This window comes from Nonomuraea sp. NPDC050680 (genome assembly GCF_040654555.1).
GTDB lineage: Bacteria > Actinomycetota > Actinomycetes > Streptosporangiales > Streptosporangiaceae > Nonomuraea.
Genome location: NZ_JBFAIF010000003.1, coordinates 150644 through 173097, shown reverse-complemented (window position 1 = coordinate 173097; position 22454 = coordinate 150644). Strand labels below are relative to the sequence as shown.

Annotated in this window: 18 protein-coding genes; 9 read left to right on the top strand and 9 right to left on the bottom strand. The window is 69.3% G+C overall.

The window, feature by feature from the left end:
- The first annotated feature begins 237 nt into the window (after positions 1-237).
- Positions 238-831, top strand: a complete 594-nt coding sequence (locus AB0H88_RS11965; RefSeq protein ID WP_357644750.1) for a TetR family transcriptional regulator — start codon at positions 238-240, stop codon at positions 829-831.
- A 9-nt stretch (positions 832-840) separates the two neighbouring features.
- Here the strand turns inward: AB0H88_RS11965 and AB0H88_RS11960 are convergent, their stop codons facing one another.
- Complete coding sequence (locus AB0H88_RS11960; protein WP_357643419.1) at positions 841-1803, bottom strand: helix-turn-helix domain-containing protein; 963 nt, start codon at positions 1801-1803, stop codon at positions 841-843.
- Between the two features lie 77 nt (positions 1804-1880).
- Here AB0H88_RS11960 and AB0H88_RS11955 point away from each other — a divergent pair, with 77 nt between their 5' ends.
- The 6 genes from AB0H88_RS11955 to AB0H88_RS11930 all read left to right on the top strand — a co-directional run bounded on the left by AB0H88_RS11955 (position 1881) and on the right by AB0H88_RS11930 (position 7804).
- Positions 1881-2819, top strand: a complete 939-nt coding sequence (locus tag AB0H88_RS11955) for an NADP-dependent oxidoreductase (RefSeq protein ID WP_357644748.1) — start codon at positions 1881-1883, stop codon at positions 2817-2819.
- A gap of 40 nt (positions 2820-2859) precedes the next feature.
- Complete coding sequence (locus tag AB0H88_RS11950) at positions 2860-3852, top strand: sigma-70 family RNA polymerase sigma factor (RefSeq protein WP_357643417.1); 993 nt, start codon at positions 2860-2862, stop codon at positions 3850-3852.
- Positions 3853-3895: 43 nt separating this feature from the next.
- A complete protein-coding gene (locus AB0H88_RS11945) occupies positions 3896-5014 on the top strand; it encodes a steroid 3-ketoacyl-CoA thiolase (RefSeq protein WP_357643415.1) in 1119 nt (372 codons plus the stop codon).
- 82 nt (positions 5015-5096) lie between these two features.
- The gene (locus AB0H88_RS11940; protein ID WP_357643413.1) at positions 5097-6122 is read left to right on the top strand and encodes an MBL fold metallo-hydrolase; all 1026 of its coding nucleotides are present in this window, start codon (positions 5097-5099) and stop codon (positions 6120-6122) included.
- A 25-nt stretch (positions 6123-6147) separates the two neighbouring features.
- Entirely contained in the window at positions 6148-6822 is a 675-nt protein-coding gene (locus tag AB0H88_RS11935; protein WP_357643411.1) for a FadR/GntR family transcriptional regulator, read from the top strand.
- A gap of 16 nt (positions 6823-6838) precedes the next feature.
- Positions 6839-7804: a DNA polymerase ligase N-terminal domain-containing protein gene (locus AB0H88_RS11930; protein ID WP_357643409.1), complete on the top strand. Its 966-nt coding sequence runs from the start codon at positions 6839-6841 to the stop codon at positions 7802-7804.
- 46 nt (positions 7805-7850) lie between these two features.
- Here the strand turns inward: AB0H88_RS11930 and AB0H88_RS11925 are convergent, their stop codons facing one another.
- Together AB0H88_RS11925 and AB0H88_RS11920 are read right to left on the bottom strand one after the other, a co-directional pair.
- Entirely contained in the window at positions 7851-9023 is a 1173-nt protein-coding gene (locus AB0H88_RS11925; RefSeq protein ID WP_357643407.1) for a C45 family peptidase, read from the bottom strand.
- Positions 9024-9177: 154 nt separating this feature from the next.
- Positions 9178-10170: an aldo/keto reductase gene (locus AB0H88_RS11920; protein WP_357643405.1), complete on the bottom strand. Its 993-nt coding sequence runs from the start codon at positions 10168-10170 to the stop codon at positions 9178-9180.
- Between the two features lie 229 nt (positions 10171-10399).
- On the opposite strand from AB0H88_RS11920, the gene AB0H88_RS11915 reads away from it, so the two are divergent.
- The gene (locus AB0H88_RS11915; protein ID WP_357643403.1) at positions 10400-10819 is read left to right on the top strand and encodes a GNAT family N-acetyltransferase; all 420 of its coding nucleotides are present in this window, start codon (positions 10400-10402) and stop codon (positions 10817-10819) included.
- A gap of 91 nt (positions 10820-10910) precedes the next feature.
- Here the strand turns inward: AB0H88_RS11915 and AB0H88_RS11910 are convergent, their stop codons facing one another.
- Positions 10911-11813: a hypothetical protein gene (locus AB0H88_RS11910; RefSeq protein ID WP_357643401.1), complete on the bottom strand. Its 903-nt coding sequence runs from the start codon at positions 11811-11813 to the stop codon at positions 10911-10913.
- 219 nt (positions 11814-12032) lie between these two features.
- Between AB0H88_RS11910 and AB0H88_RS11905 the strand changes: the two genes are divergently transcribed.
- On the top strand, positions 12033-17522 hold the full coding sequence (locus AB0H88_RS11905) for a VWD domain-containing protein (RefSeq protein ID WP_357643399.1): 5490 nt from the start codon (positions 12033-12035) through the stop codon (positions 17520-17522).
- 102 nt (positions 17523-17624) lie between these two features.
- Here the strand turns inward: AB0H88_RS11905 and AB0H88_RS11900 are convergent, their stop codons facing one another.
- From AB0H88_RS11900 to AB0H88_RS11880, 5 genes are read right to left on the bottom strand one after another with little or no spacing between them, the layout of a single operon-like run.
- Positions 17625-18584, bottom strand: coding sequence for an aldo/keto reductase (locus tag AB0H88_RS11900; RefSeq protein WP_357643397.1), 960 nt, complete (start codon positions 18582-18584; stop codon positions 17625-17627).
- Complete coding sequence (locus AB0H88_RS11895; protein ID WP_357643395.1) at positions 18581-18886, bottom strand: L-rhamnose mutarotase; 306 nt, start codon at positions 18884-18886, stop codon at positions 18581-18583. Before AB0H88_RS11895 ends, AB0H88_RS11900 begins: the two co-directional genes overlap by 4 nt.
- Positions 18886-19878: an ABC transporter permease gene (locus tag AB0H88_RS11890; protein ID WP_357643393.1), complete on the bottom strand. Its 993-nt coding sequence runs from the start codon at positions 19876-19878 to the stop codon at positions 18886-18888. The genes AB0H88_RS11895 and AB0H88_RS11890 overlap by 1 nt, the downstream gene beginning before the upstream one ends.
- On the bottom strand, positions 19875-21326 hold the full coding sequence (locus tag AB0H88_RS11885) for a sugar ABC transporter ATP-binding protein (protein ID WP_357643391.1): 1452 nt from the start codon (positions 21324-21326) through the stop codon (positions 19875-19877). Before AB0H88_RS11885 ends, AB0H88_RS11890 begins: the two co-directional genes overlap by 4 nt.
- A gap of 29 nt (positions 21327-21355) precedes the next feature.
- Positions 21356-22378 carry a sugar ABC transporter substrate-binding protein gene (locus tag AB0H88_RS11880; RefSeq protein ID WP_357643389.1) on the bottom strand — a complete coding sequence of 341 codons (1023 nt, stop codon included), beginning with the start codon at positions 22376-22378 and terminating at the stop codon, positions 21356-21358.
- Positions 22379-22454: the final 76 nt, after the last annotated feature.

The following is a 22454-nucleotide window of genomic DNA, read 5'->3' as shown; positions in this document are numbered from 1 at the left end:
CTCCCAGCAAGCGCTCGGTCAACAGTTCCGCAAACTAGAACAGATTCTAATATCTGTCCAGCCACGACACATCCCAACAAGTCTGGATATATGCCTGTAGCGCCGCAGACATGCGCCTATACAGGTTCTTTGTGACTCGCGAGTAACAAGCCGAGTTATCGAGAAATCAGATAACGTGTTCTCATGCGTACCCCGCAGGCGACGACCGCCGCGCCCCCCAGCGACACCGAGGGGATCATGGAGAGCCATTCCACGTCCGGCGGTCACAGCGTCCGTACGCGTAGCCAGCACCAGCGCCGCAAGCGCATCGTCCAGGCCGCCGCCGCCCTGGCCTCGCGCGGCGGCGTCGAGGCCATGCAGATGCGCACGGTCGCCGAGCGGGCGGGCGTCGCGCTCGGCACCCTCTACCGCTACTTCCCGTCGAAGATGGACCTGGTCGTGGCGGTCGTCGGCGAGGAGATCGACCTGCTGGAGAGCAGCATCCAACGCCGTCCGCCGAGCGCCTCCACCCCGGCGGGCCGCGCGGTCGACGTCCTGATGCGCGCCACCCGCGGCCTCATGCGCGAGCCGGAGCTGGCCGACGCGCTGATCCGGTCGCTGATCATGGCCGAGGTGGAGACGCCGTTCGGCGACCGAATGACGGGGCTGCTGCTGCGCGTGTCCGCCGACCTCACCCGGGATCGGGCCAGCGAGGTGCAGCTCGACCTGGCGGGGTCGCTGTCCAGCGTGTGGGTGCAGGAGCTCCTGGAGATGCTGCGCGGGCGCCGCACCTATGAGCAGATCCAGCGGCGCATCGAGATCGCCGCCGCACGGCTCGTCAACGATCTCTAGTTCGTGCCGTCAGCCGACGGCCCTGAAGGTGCGGCGATACGCGTGTGGGGACACCCCCACCGACGCGTGCAGGTGCTGCCGCAGGGAGGCCGCCGTGCCGAAGCCCGCCTGCTCCGCCACCCGGTCCACCGGCAGGTCTGTGGTCTCCAGGAGGTGTCTGGCCAGCTCCACGCGTTGCTGGAGCAGCCATTGGCCGGGGCTCTGGCCCACCTCGTGGCGGAAGTGCCGGGTGAAGGTGCGTCTGCTCATGCCCGCGTGTTCGGCCAGGTCGGCCAGCTGGAGCGGGGTGGACAGGTGCTGGAGGGCCCAGGCCCGGGTGGGGGCGGTGCCGGCGGCCGACGGTTCGGGGACCGGGCGTTCGACGTACTGGGCTTGGCCGCCGTCCCGCCACGGGGGAACGATGCAGAGGCGGGCCACCTGGTTGGCGATCTCACTGCCGTGGTCGCGCCTCACCAGATGCAGGCAGAGGTCCACGCCCGCCGACGCGCCCGCCGAGGTGAGCACGTCGCCGTCGTCCACGAACAGCACGTCCGAGTCCATCCGCACATGGGGGAAGAGACTGGCGAAGCGCTCGGCGTGCCGCCAGTGGGTGGTGGCCGGGCGGCCGTCGAGGAGTCCCGCGGCCGCGAGGACGAAGCTGGCGATGCAGATCGAGACGACGCGGGTGCCCGGCCGTACCAGGGCGAGGGCGTCGAGGAGCTCGGGAGGCAGCGACTCCCGGCCGGTGATGTCCGCGAAGCCGGCGGCGGCGGGGATGACGACAGTGTCGGCGCTCGCCAGCGTGCTCGCGTCGTGTTCGACCGCGATCGTGTAGTCGGCGGCCGTGGCCACGGGGCCGCCGTCGAGCGTGCAGGTGATCACCTGGTAGAGCGGCTCGTCTCCCGGCCCATGTGCCGTGCAGAAGATCCTGGACGGCACGCTCAGCTCGAACGGGATGACGTTCGGCAGCGCCAGTACGACCACACGATGCATGGCCCGATCTTTACACATCTTGGCCTCCGGGCCACTCGCTGCCCGATACCCGGCGCAGCAAGCTTGAGCGCATGAAGATGCGCGCGATCAGCCAGAACGCCCTCGGCGGACCAGAAGTGCTGAAGACGATCGAGGTGGACAGGCCCACGCCGGGACCGACCGAGGTGCTCGTGCGGGTGCACGCGGCCGGGGTCAACCCCGCGGACTGGAAGACCCGGGCCAGCGGGGGCCAGCTGGGGGCGCCGCCGTTCGTGCTCGGCTGGGACGTCTCCGGTGTCGTCGAGCAGGTGGGCCTGGGCACGACCATTTACCAGCCCGGTGACGAGGTCTTCGGCATGCTCCGCTTTCCGTACGGCCACGGCGCCTACGCCGAGTACGTGAGCGCCCCGGCCCGCCATTTCGCCCCCAAACCCGCGAACCTCGACCACAACCAGGCGGCCGCGATCCCCCTCGCCGCGCTGACCGCCTGGCAGGCACTGGTGGACACCGCCGGGCTGAAGGCGGGTGATCGAGTGCTCGTACACGCCGCGGCGGGCGGTGTGGGGCACTTCGCCGTGCAGATCGCCAAGGCGCGCGGCGCGTACGTGATCGGTACGGCCAGCGCCGCCAAGCACGAGTGGCTCCGCGACCTCGGCGCCGACGAGCTGGTCGACTACCGCGACGAGGACTTCGCCGAGGTCGTCCGCGACGTCGACGTGGTGATCGAGACCATGGGCGGCGACTACGGCCCGCGCTCGCTGCGCACCCTGCGCGAGAGCGGCACGATCGTCTCGCTGGCCCTCTCCCTCCTGGACGAGAGCCTGCACGCGCGGGCCGCCGAGCGGGGCATCCGGTCGGCGGCCATGCTCGTCGAGCCCGACCACGCCGCGATGAAGGCGCTGGCCGCGCTGGCGAAGGCCGGGAAGCTGCGGGCCGAACTGGCCGCCGTCCTGCCGCTGGCGGACGCGGCCAAGGCACACGAGCTGGGCGAGTCCGGTCGTACGACGGGGAAGATCGTCCTCTCTGTACGTCCCTGAGACCCGTCGATTTGTCGGTGGCGGGGGCTATACAGGGAGAATGACAGAGCGGCCGTCGAACGAGGAGTTCCTGCGGCAGACCGACCAGATGCGGCGCGAGTTGCTGGCGCACTGCTACCGCATGCTGGGGTCGGTGCACGACGCCGAGGATCTCGTCCAGGAGACCTATCTGCGCGCGTGGCGCGCCTACGACGGGTTCGAGGGGCGTTCGTCCCTGCGCACCTGGCTCTACCGCATCGCCACGACGGCCTGCCTGACGGCGCTCGACAGCCGGAGCCGGCGGCCGCTGCCGACCGGGCTCGGCGCGCCCGCGTCCGAGGCGACCGGCCCCCTGGTCGAGGGCGACGAGGTGCCGTGGCTGGAGCCCGTGCCCACCGGGATGGTCGGCGCCGGGGCCGACGACCCCGCCGCCATCGTCACCTCACGCGACAGCATCCGGCTCGCGCTCATCGCCGCGCTGCAGCACCTGCCGCCCAGGCAGCGGGCGGTGCTGATCCTGCGCGACGTGCTCAAGTGGCGGGCCGCCGAGGTGGCTGAAGTGCTCGACACCACGACCGTGGCTGTCAACAGCACGTTGCAGCGCGCCCGTGCCCAGCTCGACGAGGTGGCGCCGAGTCTCGACGACCCGATCGAGCCGCTGACGGCCGAGCAGCGGGCGCAGCTCGACCGTTATGTGGCGGCGTTCGAGAATTACGACGTGGCGGGCATCGTGGAGCTGTTCACGAAGGACGCGGTCTGGGAGATGCCGCCGTTCACCGGGTGGTATCAGGGCGCCGAGGAGATCGGCCGGCTCATCGCGACCAACTGCCCGGCGAAGAAGGCCGGTGACCTGCGGCTGGTGCCGGTCGAGGCGAACGGGCAGGCGGCGTTCGGGATGTATCTGCGGCAGGGCGAGGTCTATGAGGCGTTCTCGCTGCCGGTGCTCACGTTCACCGGATCGCGGGTCAGCCATGTCGCGATGTTCTTCGACGTGGGCCTCTTCGAGACGTTCGGGCTGCCTCACACGCTGAGCGGGGCTTCCACCGGAAACTAGAACGCGTTACAGTCGCGGCCAGAGCATCATTCTGGAGGCTACTGTGGGCACACCGGTGATCGTCGAGGCCGTCCGCACCCCCATCGGCAAGCGTGGCGGCTGGCTGGCCGAGCTCAAACCGCAGCAGGTGCTGGCCACCGCGCTCAACGGCCTGATCGAGCGCTCCGGCATCGACCCGGCGATCGTCGGCCAGGTCTTCGCCGGGTGCGTGACCCAGGCGGGCGAGCAGGGCGGGCATGTGGGGCGGCACTCCTGGCTGTACGCGGGGCTGCCGTACCAAACGGGGGTGACCACGGTCGACGCGCAGTGCGGATCATCGCAGCAGGCCGTGCACATGGCGGCGGCGATGATCCGGGCCGGCGTGATCGACGTGGGCATCGGGTGCGGGGTCGAGGTGATGAGCCGGGCGCCGCTCGGCAGCAACGTCCTGCCGGCCAAGCCGAAGCCCGACGACTGGAACATCGACCTGCCCGACCAGTTCACCGCGGCCGAGCGGATCGCGGAGCGACGCGGGCTGACCCGCGAGCGGCTCGACTGGTTCGGGGCCCGGTCGCAGCACCTGGCCGCCAAGGCGTGGGCCGACGGACGGTTCGAGCGGGAGATCGTACCCGTGGGGCAGGTACGCAGGGACCAGGGCTTACGCGAGACCACCGTCGCCGGGCTGGCCGCGCTCAAGCCGGTGATGGGCGAGGGCGGCAGGCACACCGCGGGCACCTCGTCGCAGATCTCCGACGGCGCCGCCGCGGTGCTGGTGATGAGCGAGGAGACGGCCCTGCGCCACGGCCTGCGGCCCCGGGCGCGGATCCTGGCCCAGGCCCTCATCGGCGCGGAGCCCTATTACCACCTCGACGGGCCGGTGGACGCGACGGCGAAGGTGCTCGCGACGGCCGGGATGACGATCGGCGACATCGACAGGTTCGAGGTGAACGAGGCGTTCGCGTCGGTCGTGCTGTCATGGGCGAGCGTGCACGAGCCCGACTTCGACCACGTCAACGTCAACGGCGGCGCGATCGCGCTCGGCCACCCCGTCGGCGCCACCGGGGCACGGCTGCTCACGACGGCGCTGCACGAGCTGGAGCGCTCCGACTCGGCGACCGCGCTGATCACGATGTGCGCGGGCGGCGCGCTGGCGACGGCCACGATCATCGAACGCATCACGTGACGTACGGGGGAATCCCGTACCGATCTCACGTTCCGTCCCGCACACTCGAACAAGTACCAGCACGCTCAACGGGGGCCCAGGCATGAAGACGACCCGGCGCAGGCCGTACACCGAGCAGCGCCCGCAGGACCTCGGCGGCGGGGTGTGGAGCGTGCCCGTGCCGATCCCCGGCAACCCGCTCGGTTACACGCTTGTCTACGCCGTCGACTCCCCCAAAGGCCCCGTGCTGGTGGACGCCGGGTGGAACCACCCGGACGCCTGGGCGGCCCTCAGCGGCGGCCTGCGGACGCTCGGCCTCGACGTGAGCGCGGTCAGAGGCGTGGTCGTCACCCACTTCCACCCCGACCACGCCGGGCTGGCCGGCCAGGTCAGGGCGGAGTCCGGCGCCTGGATCGCGATGCACGAATCGGACGCCGCGCTGGTCAGGCTCATGCACAGCCTCGCCGACGGCGAACACCGCGACTTCCAGGCCGACATGCTCAGGCGGGCGGGGGCCGGGCACGAGGACGTGGCGGTCGCGACCGCAGGCCGCCCGGACACGCCCGCGCTGCCCGACCGCGAGCTGCGCGACGGCGACCTGGTGGATCTGCCGGGCCGCAAGCTACGGGCCGTGCACACGCCGGGCCACACCCCCGGCCATATCTGCCTGCACCTGGAGGACGCCGACCGCCTGTTCACCGGCGACCACGTCCTCCCCGACATCACCCCCCACGTCGGGATTTATCCCTATGACCGGGACGATGTTGATCCTTTGGGGGATTTTCTGGAGTCGCTGGACCGTGTCGGCGAGCTGGGCCCGCTGGACGCGCTTCCCGCCCATGAATGGATATTTCCGGATGTAGCCGCGCGCGCCGCCGAGATCCGCCACCATCACGAGGAGAAGCTCCAGCGGCTCGGCGCCCTCTTGGCCGAGCGCGCGCAACCGCTGACCATCTGGGAGACCGCCGCGATGATGACCTGGAACCGGCCCTGGGACGACCTGTCCCCCGTCCTGCGCGGCATGGCCGCGGGAGAGGCGGCCGCGCATCTGCGCACGCTGGAGGCGCGCGGCGTGATTCGCCGCGTCTCCGGAGTCGATACGGTGCGCTTCCAGGCCATAGAATCCTAGACATCCGATGTCTAGGGAGAAAAGCGTGGCGGTCACCGACGCAGCCATCGACAGAATCAAGCAGATGATCCTCTCGGGCGAGCTCACGCCCGGCGACAGGCTGCCGAAGGAGGCCGACCTGGCCGAGCGCCTCGGCCTGTCGCGCAACTCGCTCCGCGAGGCCGTACGAGCACTGGCGCTGATCAACGTGCTCGACGTACGCCAGGGAGACGGCACCTACGTCACCAGCCTGGAGCCGCGCCTGCTGCTCGACACCATGTCGTTCGTGCTCGACCTGCATCGCGACGACACGGTGATCCAGTTCTTCGAGGTGCGCCGCATTCTGGAGCCCGCGGCGACGGCGATGGCGACCGAGCAGATGACCGACGGGGAGATCGACGAGCTCCGGGTGATCCTGGAGTCGCTGCCCGACTCGCCCACGGTGGAGGAGTTGGTGGCCAACGACCTGGACTTCCACCACCGGATCGCGCGGGGTTCGGGCAACAGCGTGCTCTGCTCGTTCATCGAGAGCCTGTCCGGGCCGACGACCCGGGCGCGGATCTGGCGCGGGCTGACCCAGGAGGGCGCGATGGAGAAGACGCGGGAGCAGCACACCGCGATCTACGAGGCCATCGCCACCCGTCAGCCCGACGTGGCCCGCTCGTGGGCCACGGTGCACATCGCGGGAGTGGAATCCTGGCTGCGCAAGGCCCTCGACTGAGGGTAGATACCCCGGCGTGGCCGACAAACTGGAGAAATATCGCAGTAAGCGCGACGCCAGCCGTACCCCTGAGCCCGTCCCCGGCGCGGCCTCGTCACCCGGCTCCGAGCCTGAGCCGGGTGACGAGGCCGCGTTCGTGATCCAGGAGCATCACGCCCGCGCCCTGCACTGGGACCTGCGGCTGGAGCGCGACGGCGTGCTCGCCTCCTGGGCGATCCCCAAGGGCCTGCCCGCCGACCCGAGAGTCAACCATCTGGCCGTACGCACCGAGGACCACCCGATGGAATACCTCGACTTCCACGGCGAGATCCCCCAGGGCGAGTACGGCGGCGGCACGATGACGGTCTGGGACCGCGGCACGTACGAGACCGAGAAGTGGGCCGACCGCGAGGTCAAGGTCGTCCTGCACGGCTCGCGAGCCACGGGGCGGTTCGTGCTGTTCCCGACGAACGGCAAGAACTGGATGATCCACCGCATGGACCCGCCCTCCCGAGACCCCCTGCCCCCGCTCGACCCGATGCTCCCGGTCGAACGGACCCGGCTGCCACGCGATGTGGCCGACTACGCGTTCGAGTTCGCGTGGGGCGGGGAGCGCGTGCTGGTGGCGATCGACGGCGGGCGTACGGAGGCGGCGCGGCGCCATCCCTGGCTGCGCCCGCTCGCGGCGTCCTTCGGCAGCCGCACGGCGGTGCTGGACGGCGAGGTGGTCACGATGGCGGGCACGGAGGTCCTGGTCTGCTACGACCTCCTCTACGACGACGGCCACTCCCTGGTCGCGCTGCCGTACACGGCCCGCCGCGCGGCCCTGGAAGCGCTCGAGCTCGCCTCCGCCCGCTGGCAGACCGCCCCTTCCTGGCCGGGCCAGGCCAAGCCGGTACGGCAGGCGGCCCGCGAACAGGGGTTGCCCGGCGTGGTCGCCAAGCGCCTCGACTCCCCCTACGAGCCGGGCGAGTCGAAGTCCTGGATCTTCGTCCACGCCTAGCGCCGACCGGCGACCTTCATCCCCGCCCGACGCCAGCCGTCGACCTTCACCCCCGAGCGCCGACCGTCTCTTCGGGCGTGGAGTGCAGGGCGGGCACGGCGTCCGGCGTGAAGACGTCGTCCAGGCGCCAGCTCGCGTACCGGTGCTCGCACGGCGGCCCGCTCGCGATGGACAGAACCCGCTCGTCGAGGTCCATCACGATCGAGTACACCGTCGTCGACAGATCGGCCTCCGCGACGTCCGGGTCGCGGTGGCGGCAGATGCCGTCGGGGAAGGAGAAGTGGTCGCGCAGCGCCGCCACGATGTCCTCGACGGTCACCGCCCGTACGCGCGCCGCGTCCTCCAGCAGATGGCGCATCCGCGCGGGCCGCAGCAGCGTCAGAGCCGAGGCCGCCACCTTCTCGTCGTGCAGCGGGAGCGGGCACTGGAAGTGGTTGGAGTGGGCCAGCAGGCCGTCCTCCGGCAGCAGGTGCCCGAACACGCCGGGCGCCACCTCCAGATCGATCGCCTCACCTCCGGCGTCGGCGATGAGCAGGTTCCCAGAGGAGACGCGGGTGACGTTCAGCGTCCTGCGCAGCGCGGTACTCATCCGCGGGGCGTTCAGCACCCCGCGCAGCAGATAGTGGTACGGCACGCCCTCGCCGCCGGTGTCCAGGTCGGAGACGAGCAGGTTGGCGCAGACCCCGAGGCCCGCGGAGTTGAGCCCGCTCTTGGCCAGCATGCCCGCCTCGGCCAGCGTGAGCACCGAGAACCCCTCGGTGTCGCGGGTCGCCAGCAGGAACGTGACGGGGCCCTGCTCGGGGTTCCAGTCCCAGTTCTGCGCGAGCAGGGTGTGGCCGTCGCGCGTGTACTGCGGCAAGACCGCCACCGAGGTGCAGCCCTCATCGTGGTAGCCGGTCCCGTAGAGCAGCTCGGTACGCGCGTTGAGCGCCGTGATGTGCTCGACCCGCCGGCCCGCGCCCTCGGCCAGGCCCTCCAGCATCTCCGCGATCGTACGGTCGTAACCCTGAGCCACAGAGAGATAGGTGGCGCCCCAGCGCAGCACATCGGCGTCCGACAGGCCCACGTCGTCACGGAACCTGCGCAGGTACGTCTCCAGACTCCGCTCGACGAGCGCGCTGGTCCTGCGGCCGATCTCGGCCCCCATCTCACGAGGCGTCCCCTCGACGGCGACGAGCGGCGGGCCCGCCGCCGGGTTGGGTTGACCGTACTCGATCATGTTTCCTCCAGTCGTCGAAGAACGCCGCACACCTAGAAGCTGCCCTGGTTGAGCGGCCCCATTACCGGCCGGCCATAACGGCGATACGGACGGCAACGGTTTGCGCCTTCTCTGGACGAACACCCGCGCCCACGTGGGGATCCCCACTCGCCTCTCAGCGGGTGTGTGGCTGTAGCACCTTGTCGATCTGCGCCAGTTGGGCCGCCTCCAGCGGCCCGTGCCGCAGCGCGCCGGCGTTCTGCTCGGCCTGGTCGACCGTCCTGATGCCGGGGATCGGCACCGTGCGCCCGCTGCGGGCCAGCAGCCAGCCGAGGGCGCCCTGGGCGAGGGTACGGCCGTCGGAGGTCAGGATGTCGCGGATCGCGTCCAGCATGGCGAGGAACTCCGGGGCGGGCCGGCCGTCCTTGAAGAAGGTCATCCACTGCGGAGAATCGCCGCGTACGTCGTCCATCGGCAGCCGCGAGTCCGGGCCGTACTTGCCGGTGAGCAGCCCCATCGCCAGCGGCCCCCGGTTGACGGAGGCGAGCTCGTGGGTGTCGCACACCGCCAGCATCGCCGGGGTGTCGTGCAGGACGTTGAGGTCATGCTGCACGGCGGCGCAGTGCGGTCCCTTCGCGAACGCGGCCGCCCGTTCGGGATCGTTGGTGCTCCAGCCGTAGGCCCGGATCAGGCCCTCCTCTACGAGCTCCTCCAGAGCGGCGATCATCTCGTCCACCCGCTCCGGCGCCGCGTCCCCGACGTGCAGTTGGTAGAGGTCGATGTGATCGGTTCCCAGCCGCTCCAGCGACGCCCGGCAAGCCCGCCGGATGTATCCGGGCGAGGTGTCCTCGCCGGTGAGCGTCCGCGTCGCCGCGTCGAAGGTGAGGCCGAACTTGGTCGCGATCACGACCTCGTCCCACCGTCCGGACAGCGCTCTCCCGAGCACCCGCTCGCTGTGTCCGGTGCCGTACACGTCGGCCGTGTCGAAGAAGGTGACCCCCAGGTCGAGCGCCCGATGCACGGCCGCCACCGACTCCTCGTCGTCCACCTGCCCCCATCCGGCCGGCTTGCCACGGGCCATGAAGGGTCCCCCGATCGCCCATGCCCCGAACCCGATCGCACTCACCTGCAGGCCACTACGCCCCAAGGTCCGGAACGAATCAGTCATCTCGTACTCACTCTCTGACTTCGCGGGAACGGCTCCAGGAACACGCTGTCACCTGGAGCGGACTCCAGGTCAAGTACGGCATCAGCCGGGTCCGGGCCGATCTCGCACCCCTGCACCAGGCTCTGACCGAGGTCGTCCGTCGGGCGATGCCGGTGAGCGCGTTGTGGGAGATCGGTTAGGGGATACTCGGTGGGTGTTGATTTCCGAAATATCGCCCGATGGTGAGTCGGTGGGGCCTCGGTTGCTGGCCGTTCAGCATGCCGCGTACGCGGTCGAGGCGAAGATCATCGAGGATGACCGGATACCCCCGTTGAGCGAGACGCTCGATGAGCTGCGGGCGCAGCCACTGCGGTGGGTGGGGGCGTTCGACGAGGACGAGTCGTTGATGGGGGCCGTCGCGTGGAGCGAGACGGTGGATGAGGTGGACATCGACCGGCTGGTGGTCGATCCCGCGGCGCATCGGCGAGGCGTGGGGCGGGCGCTGGTCGAGGAGGTCATGAGCCGGGCGGGCAACCGCAGGATCGTGGTGTCCACCGGCCGGGCCAACGCGCCGGCCAGGAAGCTGTACGAGCGGCTGGGGTTCGAGGGCCTCGACGAGGTGGAGGTGATCCCGGGGCTGTGGATCGCCAACTACGCCTACAGCCGCTGAACCAGCTACCGCCTACAGCTCGAACTGCTCGCTGACGATCCCGCTCAGCGGCCGGCCTGGCGTTCTGGTGCCGAAGTGGAGGTCAATCGGGTCACCTGACGGCGGAGGGGACGATGTCGATGGCCTCGATCGACACGGCGGGGCGGAAGGTCAGGAAGGGACGCTCGTCGGTGTCGTTCAAGTCGGTCGTGACGACCCGCTCGGGCGAAGATCCCGGACGCACGACCCGGCCACCGGTGATGGCGAGGTAGCCGCTGAAGTTCCGCCTGGTGAAGCGACGCTCGCTTCCGGTCGGGACGTCGATCGCGATGAGGGGGCTCTCGTCGTCGGGCTCCGGGTAGACGATGATTTCCCGGTCGGACGTCCAGACGGAGTGCGCCCCGGGTAGGGCGACCCGATCCTCGTAGACGCCGATCACCTTGCCGGAAAGGTCGAGGACGACGGTGGTGATGACGTCGTCCAGCGTCAGATAGGTGGCGGCGAGGAGTCGCCCGTCCGGGGACCAGCTGATGGCGTCTTCCTGCCAGTAGCCCTCGGCCGACCAGAGCGGCTGCCGGGCGCCGGTGGCGGTCTCGATCAGCACGATGCCGGCGATCTCGTCGCCCTCGCCGGGGATTCCGGGTCCGTTCGACAGGTCGGCCAGGACGGCGATCCGGCTGCCGTCCGGTGAGAGCGCCGCCCGCACGAAACCGTCCGAGACGAACTCCTGCCGCGCTCCGGTGGCGAGCGCGTGCAGCACCACCCGCATGGGTCCGGCGCCGTCGTCCTGTCGCGACAGGAACACCAGCCGGGTCCCGTCGGACGACAGCGACACCGTATTGCGGGAGAGGTGGGCCGGAAGCCCCGGGACGGTCACGAACTCGTCGCTGTCGGCGTCCAGCACGAGCACGGCGTCCCGATCGAGGCCATGAGCCGCGACGACCATTCGAGCCGCCCGCACCGGCCGTGAAGCCGGCGCGTCGAATGCGATCTCCCACGACCGGTGGACGACCACGGTACCTCCCAAGAGCGGATCCGAACCGCAGCATAGTCAACGATCACGGAACGTGGTGATTCCAGATCTGCCGCAAGCGATCTTCATGGTGTACGTTCCCGCTGCGATCTTTATGTCCCATTTATCCGAGGTGAATGCGTGCGGCGTCTCTGCGTAATCATGGTGGGCGTGCTCGTGGCGTCACTGTTAGGACCCGTCCACGAGACATTAACGGCCAGAATGGCGGCAGCGGCAGCGGCGGCGGTGACCGCAGCCGCCGCCCCCTGCCCCCCGAACAGCGACGACTGGTCGAACGCCGGCAGAGGTGACAAACGCTGCGTGTTCAACAGCATGTACTCCACCCGCCGCCGCATCAACAGCTTCTGCTTGACCGCCCGTCCCGCGCTCGGCACCCACTTCTACCAGTCCAACGAGTGCAGCAACGGCGGCGGCATCGAGTCCATCGGGCAGGCGCGCGCCATCAAGTACCTGAACGACCACCTTGGCGTCCCGCCGCCCGCACAGCCCGGCGCGGTCATCAACCCGGACGTCCAGTGGGAGACGTACCTCAACAACGGCCGCGATCGGCCCGACATCGTCTACTACGACCGGGTCGGCACCAGCTTCGCCGAGGTGGTCGAGGCCAAGGTCAAGGGCAACCCGGACTATGAGGGCTGGGGACGCCAGGTCGGCCGGTACGTCGCGGCGATCGCCGCCAACGGTGTCAACGGCGTCCGCGCCGGGTCGGTCCTCGACCGCTGGGGCGGGTACGAGGACTGGTTCCAGGTCTACGGCAAGGGAAAGACGTGCCCGCTCGCCGGCGGCGCCAAGGGATACCAGCTGTCCACCTACAGGGCCACCTCGCCGGCCTCCGGCCTCCTGGACATCCGGGAGGTGAAGAAGGAGCGCAAGTGCGAGAGGCAGAAGGACCCGGCGGATCCCAACAACCCGCCCGCCAAGATCCCGGTCGTGGACGAGGACGACGACGACTTCAAATGGGAGCCCCCGGACTACCTTCTGCCGCTGATCAGGGGCATCCGGACCGTCGGTCCGACCACGCTCGCCGAGGACATCGGCGCCTATGGCAGCGTCGAACTCGCCGCGGCCGAGCTGACCGCCGAGGTCGAACTGTTTCTGGCCAGCCAGGCGGGCAGGGCGTTCCTGCTCGAGGCCGGCTTCGCCACGATCGAGATGGCGCTGGCGCTCGGCGTAGTGGCGCTGGTCGGCCTCATCCTGTGGTGGTATTTCACCCACCACGGCAGTCTGGTGAAGGGCGAACCGCACTTCACCACCCCGGACAACCTGGGCTACGACCTGCAGTCCGTCGGCGAGTTCATCCTCGCCCAGTCCGACAAGTGGAACCTGGAGATCCAGGGCCGGCTCAGCCCCGCCAGCGGCGGCAGGGACGTTTCGGTGATGTTCGACGCCGCGATGGAGGCCGGCGACCACCTGGTCGAGTTCCACGAGGACGACCTGTACATCGACAACCAGAAGCGCACGCTCGAGACCGGCAAGCTCCTCCACCTGGGCAAGAACGCGTTCATCCTGCGCAAGGACGACAAGTGGGCCGTCATGTTCGACGGCGTGGCCGGCCCTGCCCTGTCCTGGAGGAGGGGCGCCGCCAGCCTCTACATGCCGCCGACCCCCGACAGCGACCTCGTGGGCCTGCTCGGCAACGCCGACGGCAACCCGAAGAACGACCTGCGTCTGCGGGACGGCACCCAGCTTCCCGCCAACGCCTCGCCGACCGTGCTGCACAGCAGCTTCGCCGACTCCTGGCGGATCGACGACAACGAGTCGCTGTTCACCTACGGTCCGGGCCAGAGCACCGCGACCTTCACGAACAAGCAGTTCCCTGCCAAGATCGTCTCGATCGCCGACCTGACGCCCGAGCAGGTCCAGCTGGCGACCACTCAGTGCGAGGCGAACGGTGTCCCGGCGGGCCTGCAGTTCAACGACTGCATCCTGGACATCGCGCTCACGGCGGACACTTCGTTCGCGAAGGCCGCCGCCGAGCAGACGAAAGCCATCCTCGACCCGACGGCACAGGCCGTCAACGAGGACGGGGACCTGGCGATCGACTTCCAGGGGGCGCTCAGCTCGAACGTGCGGCCGTCGCGGGTGTCGACCGATCCGGCGGTGAGCGCGTTCGCCGGGCCGTTCAGTGGGACGGATTCGTACCGGTTCTACGCGCAGTCGCTACCGTCTCACAAGAGCGGGACCCTGAGCTTCGACCTGCTGGCCGTCGGTGACTGGGCGTCCGACTCCGACACCGAGACGGTCCAGGTCGAGACCGACCGCGGCACTCCGTACACGATCACGCCGAGTACGCTGACGCCCGTCGCGACCGGGAAACTGGCGACCGGCCTGCCGTGGGCCAAGTACCGGATCACGATGCCGATCACCCACAACAAGAGTCAGATCGAGTTCAAGACCACGGCCACCGGGGTGGCGGGCATCTCGAACCAGGCGTTCGGCATCGACAACGTCAACCTCGACCTGGACGTCACGCCGCCACAGACGTTCACGGTGTCGCTGCCGTTCACGGCCTCGGACGGCGTCCCTGCAGCGGGAGCGGGCAACCTGGAGACCGAGGTCGCGCGCGACGAGTACCAGTTCACGCTGGGCCAGCCGGGTTCGATCTTCGTTGACGCGCAGGAGTGCCCGGGGCTCTGGCTCAACTGGGAGCTGTTCAACGCCGCGGGCGCGAGCGTCGCCTCCAACTCCATGTGCGGTGGCAAGCGCCTCGACAACCTCGCGGCGGGCGCGTACCGGCTACGCGTTTCACCGCACGAGGACGAGTTCGGCGCCTACAAGCTCAGCGTGAGCACGATCGCGCCCGACGTCGTCAAGACCGCGGCGGTCGGCGGGCCGAAGGTGTCGCTGGCGACCACCCAGCCGGGCCAGTACGGCACCTGGACGTTCGCCGGAACAACCGGCCAGAAGGTCTCCTTCGAGTTCACCGACGGCACCCTGAGTTCGAGCATCGACGCCACCCTGCGGGTGAAGCGGCCCGACGGAGCGGTCCTGGCGTCGCAGAGCTGCGGCAAGACCTGCTTCATCGACACCGAGACCCTGCCTGTCACCGGCACCTACTCGGTGGTGTGGGATCCGAAGGACGCCAAGACCGGCTCGCTCGCGCTGCAATTGTTCGAGGTGAGCGACCTCACCGGGACGGTCGCGCTCGGAGCGCCCTCCACACTGACGACCACGATTCCCGGACAGGACGCGTACTGGTCGTTCGCCGGCAAGGCCGGGCAGCGGATCGCGTTCGGGGTCAGCGGGCTGACCGGCTCCGCCTACGCCTCGGTCCGCAAACCGGACGGAACGCCGCTGTACGGCTCCACCTACTGCTCGACGGCCTGCGCCTTCAACACCGTCACGCTTCCCGCGGACGGCACCTACACGATCGTCGTCGATCCGACCACCGCGCGGCCGGGGCCGATGACGGCAGGGGTGATCGCGGGCGATATCACCGGTTCCCTGACCGTCGGCGGGGCAGCGGTCAAGCTGACCACCACCGGGCCGGGACAGAACGCCACCTGGTCGTTCGCCGGGACGGCCGGTCAGCGCATCGCGTTCGCCCTGACGGGCGGGACGTGGGACAACAACGGGTACGCGCGCGCCTCGGTGCGCAACCCGGATGGAACGGACCTGTTCAAGCCGACCTACTGCCAGTCGTCGTGCACGTTCGACACGGTCACGCTGCCGGTGACCGGGACCTACACGGTGGTCGCCGACCCGTACGGGGCGACCGTGGGCTCGATCTCCGCGCAGGTCGTCGCGGGCGACGTCACCGGCTCCCTGACCGCCGGCGGGGCACCGGTCAAGCTGACCACCACCGGGCCGGGGCAGAAAGCCACCTGGTCGTTCGCCGGGACGGCCGGTCAGCGCATCGCGTTCGTCCTGACGGGCGCGACGTTCGACAACAACGGGTACGCACGCGCGTCCGTGCGCTATCCCGACGGATCGGACCTGTTCAAGCCGGTCTACTGCCAGCCGTCGTGCGCGTTCGACACCTCCACGCTGCCGGAGACCGGAACGTACACCGTGGTCGCCGACCCGTACGGAACGGCCGTGGGCTCGATCTCCGCGCAGGTCGTCGCGGGCGACGTCACCGGGACGCTCACACCGGGCGGCGCCGCGGTCAAGCTGACCACCACCGAGCCGGGGCAGAACCCGACCTGGTCGTTGGCAGGAAAGGCCGGGCAGCGGATCTCGATCACGATCTCGGGCGGAACGTTCACCAGCGCGCAGGCGTCGGTGCTCGGACCGGACGGCTCGGTCTTCCTGCCGAAGAAGTCCTGCTCCACCTCCTGTTTCTTCGATGCGACCGTACTGCCGGCGGACGGCACCTACCAGGTGGTGGTCGACCCGGCCGGCATCTACACCGGCTCGGGCTCCGCCCAGGTGAACCTCGTGGCGCAGGACGTGGCGGCGCAGGTCACCGTCGGTGGGGCGGCGTCCACGCTGACGACCACGATCGCCGGACAGCACGGTGTGTGGACGTTCGCCGGGACCGAGGGCCAGCAGGTGTCGTTCAACTTCACCGGTTCGACGTTCACCTCCAGCTCCGACATCAAGGTCAAGGTCAAGAAGCCGGATGGAACCGACCTGGTCGCCGACACCCGCTGCGGCGTCAACTGCCTGCTCGAGCCGACCGTGCTGCCGGTGACCGGTACCTACACGGTCGAGCTCAACCCGCAGAACGCCAAGACGGGTTCGCTGACCCTGCAGCTCTACACGGTGACTCACCTGACCGGCAGCGTCATCGTCGGAGGCGCCGCGTCCAGCCTCACGACGACGACGCCGGGCCAGAACGGAACCTGGTCCTTCTCCGGCACCTCGGGCCGGCTTGTCTCGTTCAACTTCACAGAAGCGAGTTTCGCCGGTGCGACCGGTGCTCGGGTGTCGGTGAAGAAGCCTGACGGCTCCGTGCTGGTGTCGGCCACCTACTGCGGTCGTAACTGCTTCCTGGAACCGGTTGCTCTTCCGGTGGCGGGTACCTACACGGTGGAATTCGACCCGCAGGATGGGAATGTCGGAAAGCTGACCGCTCAGCTCTACACGGTGACTGACCTGACCGGCAGCGTCACGGTCGGAGGCGCCGCGTCCAGCCTCACGACGACGGCGCCGGGCCAGAACGGAACCTGGTCCTTCTCCGGCACCTCGGGCCGGCTCGTCTCATTCAACTTCACCGATGCCAACTTCGCCAACAGCACCGGCGCCCAGGTGACGGTGAAGAAGCCTGACGGCACCGTGCTGGTGGCGGCCACCTACTGCGGCCGCAACTGTTTCCTCGACCCGGTGGTTCTGCCGGCCACAGGCACCTACACCGTCGAATTCAACCCGCGAGACGAACAGGTCGGCAAGCTGACGCTGAGGATCTACTCGGTCGCCGACCTCTCTCCGGTGAGCATCACCATCGGTGGTGCCACCTCGACCCTGACCACCGTGACCCCAGGCCAGAACGGAACCTGGACCTTCAACGGCACCGCCAACCAGAAGGTGACCTTCACCTTCACCAACTCCAGTTTCGGCAGCTCCGTCGACGCCCAGGTATCGGTGAAGAAGCCCGACGGCACCGCATTGGGCTCCCCCTCCTATTGCGGCCGCAACTGCACCATCTCCGCGACGACTCTGCCCGCCACGGGCACCTACACCATCCTCTTCGACCCCAAGGCCGAAAAGACCGGCGCCCTGACCGTCAAACTCGCGCTGGCGAGCTAGATCGGCACGACGAACCGGCGGCGTGGGCTCGGTGGTGAAAGCCACCGAACCCACGCCGCCGTGGCGTTTACGTGGATGGCAAGCTGTACCGGCGGGTGGTCTTCAGGCGGGCTGGCGCGGCAGCAGGCCCTCGGCTTCCAGTTCCGACCACAGGTTGTCGGGGACCGGACGCTCCCAGAGCGCCGCGTTGGCCGCGACCTCCTCCGGCGATCGGGCCCCGATGACGATGGAGGCGACCGCCGGGTGCCGGAGGGGGAAGGCCATGGCCGCCTGCGGGAGCGGCACGTCGTACCTCTCGCAGATCTTGGCGATCCGTCTGGCGCGGTCGAGCACCTCGGCGGGAGCGGGCTCGTAGTCGTACGTGCCCGCCGGGGTGGAGGTGGCCAGCAGGCCGCTGTTGAAGACGCCCGCCGCGAGCACGCGTACGCCCCGGTCAGCGCAGGCGTCGAGCAGCGGGAGCCCCGACTGGTCGATCAGCGTGTAGCGGCCGGCCAGCATGACCACGTCGATGTCGGTCTCCTGGACGAACCGCAGCGGCACCTGCCACTGGTTCATGCCGACGCCGATCGCGCCGATCACGCCCTGCGAGCGGAGCTCGGCCAGCGCCGGGTACGCCTCGCTGATGGCCTGGTCGGCGTGGGCGTCCGGGTCGTGGATCAGGGCGATGTCGACGCGGTCCAGGCCCAGCCGGCCCAGGGACTCCTCCAGAGATCTCCGCACGCCGTCGCCCGAGAAGTCCCAGACGCGCTCGAAAGCGGCCGGTACGTCGAAGCCCTGTCCGTCGCGGCCGCCCGAGGCGGTGGGCACCAGCAGGCGGCCGACCTTGGTCGAGAGCATGTAGCCCTTGCGGTCGGCGAGCGCGGCGCCGAGGCGGCGTTCGGACAGGCCGACCCCGTAGTGCGGAGCCGTGTCGAACAGGCGCACGCCATGAGCCCACGCGGCGTCCACGGTCGCGCGCGCCCGCTCGTCGCTGACCGCCTCGAAGAGGCCGCCGATCGGCGCCGATCCGAAGCCGTAACGAGGCAGCTCGATCATGTCGTTCTCCAGCTCAGCATTCGTCACGTCATCTCCCAGACCAGCGGGAGCGTTCCGGCGCCCTTGTCGAAGTCGCCGTCGAGCAGCCGGTTCATCCGCACCTGCCAGGCCTGGTCGACGGGATCGTCCTTGAGCGCCGCCTGCAGCGCGGCGTAGTCGTCGACCTCGACGAAGTGGAACAGGTCGAGTCCGTCGCGGAAGATGCGCCAGGAGTGCACGCCGTTGGCCCGCATGACCGCGTCCAGTTCGGCGGGGATCTGCGCGTGCTCCCGGTCGTAGGTCTCCTCGTTGCCGGGTTTGAGCCGGGTACGCAGTGCGATCCGTTCCATCAGTCCTGGGCCTTTCCGCCGGCGATGCGGCTGATGATGAGCGCGATCAAGATGATGCACCCGTAGACGACCGGCTGCCAGAAGCCGGAGACGCCCTTGAGCGTGAGGATGTTCTGGACCAGGCCGATCACCAGCACGCCGGTGAGCGCGCCGAGGATCGTGCCCTTGCCGCCGTCCATGCTGACGCCACCGATCACGGCCGCGGCGAACACCATGAAGATCCAGCCCACGCCCTGGTTGGAGCCGATGGCGCCGAGCCGCCCGGTCTCCAGGACGCCGGCGAGCGCGGCCAGCGTACCGCCGAGGATGAACACGCCCCAGAGCACCCGGTCCACCCGGATACCCGCCGCCCGCGCCGCGTCGGCGTTGCCGCCGATCGCGTAGAGCGAGCGCCCGAGCCGGAAGTAGCCGAGCCCGACGATGCCCGCCACGAACAGCACGGCCGCGATCCAGATCGCCGCCGGCAGGCCGAGCCAGATGGCGCTGCCCAGGTAGAGAATGGACTCGGGCAGCTCGAACAGCGTCTTGCCCTCGGTCGGGCCCAGCTGCAGGCCGTGCACGATGATCAGCATGGCGAGCGTGACGATGAACGCCGACAGCTGAAACTTGATGATCAGGAACCCGTTGAACGCCCCGATCGCCGCCCCGATCAGCAGGCAGAGCGGGATCACCAGCGGCCCGGGTAAGCCGAGCCCGAACCCGCCGGCCGACGCCGGGATCACCAGCATCACCGCGATCGCCGGAGCCATGCCGACCGTCGACTCCAGCGACAGGTCGAACTTGCCGGCGATCAGGATCATCGCCTCGGCCAGCACCAGCAGCGAGATCGACGCCTGCTGCTGGAGCACGTTCGTCAGATTGCCCACGGACAAGAAGACCGGGTCCAGGAACGCGCCCACGATGAGCAGGATCAGGATCACCGGCACCAGCGTGAGGTCCCGGAACCTGGCGAGCCGCACCCGGGGGGCCGGCGCGGACAGTGTGGTTGTCACTCTTCAATGCCTTCCATCACGGCCACGAGCTCGTGGTCGGTCCACCCACGCGGCACGTCCTTCACGACCCTGCCGTGGAACATCACCAGCACCCGGTCGCAGATACGCAGGTCGTCGAGCTCGTCGGAGACCAGCACGGCCCCCGCTCCCCGCTCGACCGCGTCCTCGACGGCGCCGAGCAGGGCCTGCTTGGCCTTGACGTCGACGCCCGCGGTCGGGTTGATCACCACCAACGCGGACGGGTCGTCGACCAGCGCCCGCGCGAACACCACCTTCTGCGCGTTTCCTCCCGACAGATCGCCGACGGACTGATCGGGTCCCTCGGTCTTGATGTCGAGATCCTCGATCAGTCGCAAGGCCCTGTTCCGGCGTCTCGTCGGTGAGATGACGCCGTACCTGCCGAGCTTGCGGGCGATCGGCAGCGTGCCGTTCTCCCCCACCGACAGCAGGGGGACGAAGCCCTCGCGGTTGCGGTCCTCCGGCACGAAGCCGAGGCCCGCCCCCAGGGCGGCCGGGACGTCGCCCGGCCTGACCTGGGTGCCGTTGACCGTGACCGTGCCCGAGTCGGGTTTGCGCAGGCCGACCAGGGTCTCGGCCAGGCCGACCTTGCCGCTGCTGCCGGATCCGGCCAGGCCGACCACCTCGCCGCTCCTGACGGCCAGGTCGACCGCCTGGAAGCGGCCGGCCAGCGACAGCCTCTCGGCCGACAGGACCACCGCGCCGTTCGCGGCGCCGCGGGTCCTGGCCTCGTACGCCGCCGTGGCCTCGCCCGTCATCGCCGAGACCAGCTCGTCGTGCGGCAGCTCGGCGACCGGTCTGGTCATGACATGCCGGGCGTCGCGGAAGACGGTGACGCTCTGGCAGATCTCGTACACCTCATCGAGATGGTGGGAGATGTACATCATCGTCACGCCCTGCTCGCGCAGCGCCCGCATGCGGGCGAACAGCCGCTCGATGGCCGGGCCGTCCAGCCGGGCCGTCGGCTCGTCGAGGATGATGAACCGCGCGCCGAACGACAGCGCGCGGGCGATCTCCACGAGCTGCCGCTGCTCGACGTTCAGGTCGCCCGCGAGTGCCTCCGCGTCGACCTCCACCTCGTACGTGGCGAGCAGTTCGCGGGCCTTCGTCCGGAGTGTCCGCCAGCTGATCATTCCGCCGGTGGTCTGGCGGTTGAGGAACAGGTTCTCGGCGACGGTCAGCGCCGGGATGATCGTCGACTTCTGGTACACGCAGGCGACCCGCTGCCGCCAGGCGTCGCGGTCCGCGAGGGCGGGTGCCGCCTCTCCCGAGAACAGCACCTCGCCCTCGTCCGGCCGCTGAAGCCCGGTGAGAATCGACACCAGGGTGGACTTTCCCGCGCCGTTCCTGCCGACGAGCGCGTGGGTCTCCCCCTGCGCGATCGCGATGCCCGCGCCGTTCAGCGCCGTGGTGGGGCCGAAGCGCTTCACTACATTTCGGGCTTCAACATGATTTTTCATTACTTGACCTGGTTGCCCCAGAGGCTCTTGTCGTCCACATTGTCCTTGGTGACGAGCGGGGCGGGGAGCTGGTCCTCCAGGCCGTTCGGCAGCTGGATGATCGTGCTGTCATGGTCGGTCGGTCCTGGTTTGAAGGTCTTGCCGTCGATCGCTGCCTTGGCGTAGAAGAGGGCGTACTTCGCGTACAGGTCAGCGGGCTGCGACACCGTGGCGTCGATGTCGCCCTTGCGGATCGCCTCGAACTCCTGCGGGATGCCATCGTTCGACACCACGAACACGTGCTTGGGATCGGTCGGCGGGACGAGCAGGCCCTTCTGCTTCAGCACCTGCAGCGTCGGGGCCAGGTGCACGCCACCGGCATGCAGATAGATGCCCTTGATATCCGGATTCTGCTCCAACCTGGTCTGCAGCATGGACGCGGCCTTGCTGCCCTCCCACTCGGTCGGCTCCTCGAAGACCGTGATCCCGGGGAACTTGCTCTTCATGCACTCCCGGAACGCCTCGGCCCGGTCGCGCCCGTTGATCGAGCTCAGGGAGCCCATCAGCTGGACGACCTTGCCCTTGCCGCCGAGTTTCTCGCCCAAGAACTCGCAGGCTTTCGTCCCGTACGCCCGGTTGTCGGCGCGTACGACCATGTAGACCTGGCCCTTGTCCGGCCTGGTGTCGACGGTCACGACGGGGATCTTCTTGTTCGCCAGCGTCTGGAGGGTCGTGGCGATCGCGCCGGTGTCCTGGGGAGCCATCACGATCGCCTTGGCCCCTTGGCCGGTCAGCGCCTGAACGTTGTTGACCAGCTTGGTCACGTCGTTCTGCGAGTTCGTCGCGGGCATCAGGTCGACCTTGAGCTCGCCGGCCATCTGCGGGACGTACTTGATGTAGGAGTTCCAGAAGTCGGAGTCGGCGCGCGGGTGGTCGATGCCGACCTTCCCGCCGCCGCCTCCGGCTGCTGTCTGACCTCCGGAGCCGCACGCGGTGATGACCGCGAGGAGGGCCGCGCCTGCGGCTAAAGGACCGAACTTCATGGTGGGGGGGTTCCTTTGCTCGAATACCTCTGCTTGACCGGCCCTCGACTGGCTTGGCTGACCGATTGACCGGCCC

Coding starts and splice junctions, on each gene's coding strand:
- AB0H88_RS11925 (WP_357643407.1), bottom strand. CDS start 9,023: ATGATCGAGTACGGTCAACCCAACCCGGCGGCGGGCCCGCCGCTCGTC.
- AB0H88_RS11895 (WP_357643395.1), bottom strand. CDS start 18,886: ATGGAACGGATCGCACTGCGTACCCGGCTCAAACCCGGCAACGAGGAG.
- AB0H88_RS11960 (WP_357643419.1), bottom strand. CDS start 1,803: ATGCATCGTGTGGTCGTACTGGCGCTGCCGAACGTCATCCCGTTCGAG.
- AB0H88_RS11955 (WP_357644748.1), top strand. CDS start 1,881: ATGCGCGCGATCAGCCAGAACGCCCTCGGCGGACCAGAAGTGCTGAAG.
- AB0H88_RS11905 (WP_357643399.1), top strand. CDS start 12,033: ATGGCGGCAGCGGCAGCGGCGGCGGTGACCGCAGCCGCCGCCCCCTGC.
- AB0H88_RS11920 (WP_357643405.1), bottom strand. CDS start 10,170: ATGACTGATTCGTTCCGGACCTTGGGGCGTAGTGGCCTGCAGGTGAGT.
- AB0H88_RS11950 (WP_357643417.1), top strand. CDS start 2,860: ATGACAGAGCGGCCGTCGAACGAGGAGTTCCTGCGGCAGACCGACCAG.
- AB0H88_RS11880 (WP_357643389.1), bottom strand. CDS start 22,378: ATGAAGTTCGGTCCTTTAGCCGCAGGCGCGGCCCTCCTCGCGGTCATC.
- AB0H88_RS11940 (WP_357643413.1), top strand. CDS start 5,097: ATGAAGACGACCCGGCGCAGGCCGTACACCGAGCAGCGCCCGCAGGAC.
- AB0H88_RS11965 (WP_357644750.1), top strand. CDS start 238: ATGGAGAGCCATTCCACGTCCGGCGGTCACAGCGTCCGTACGCGTAGC.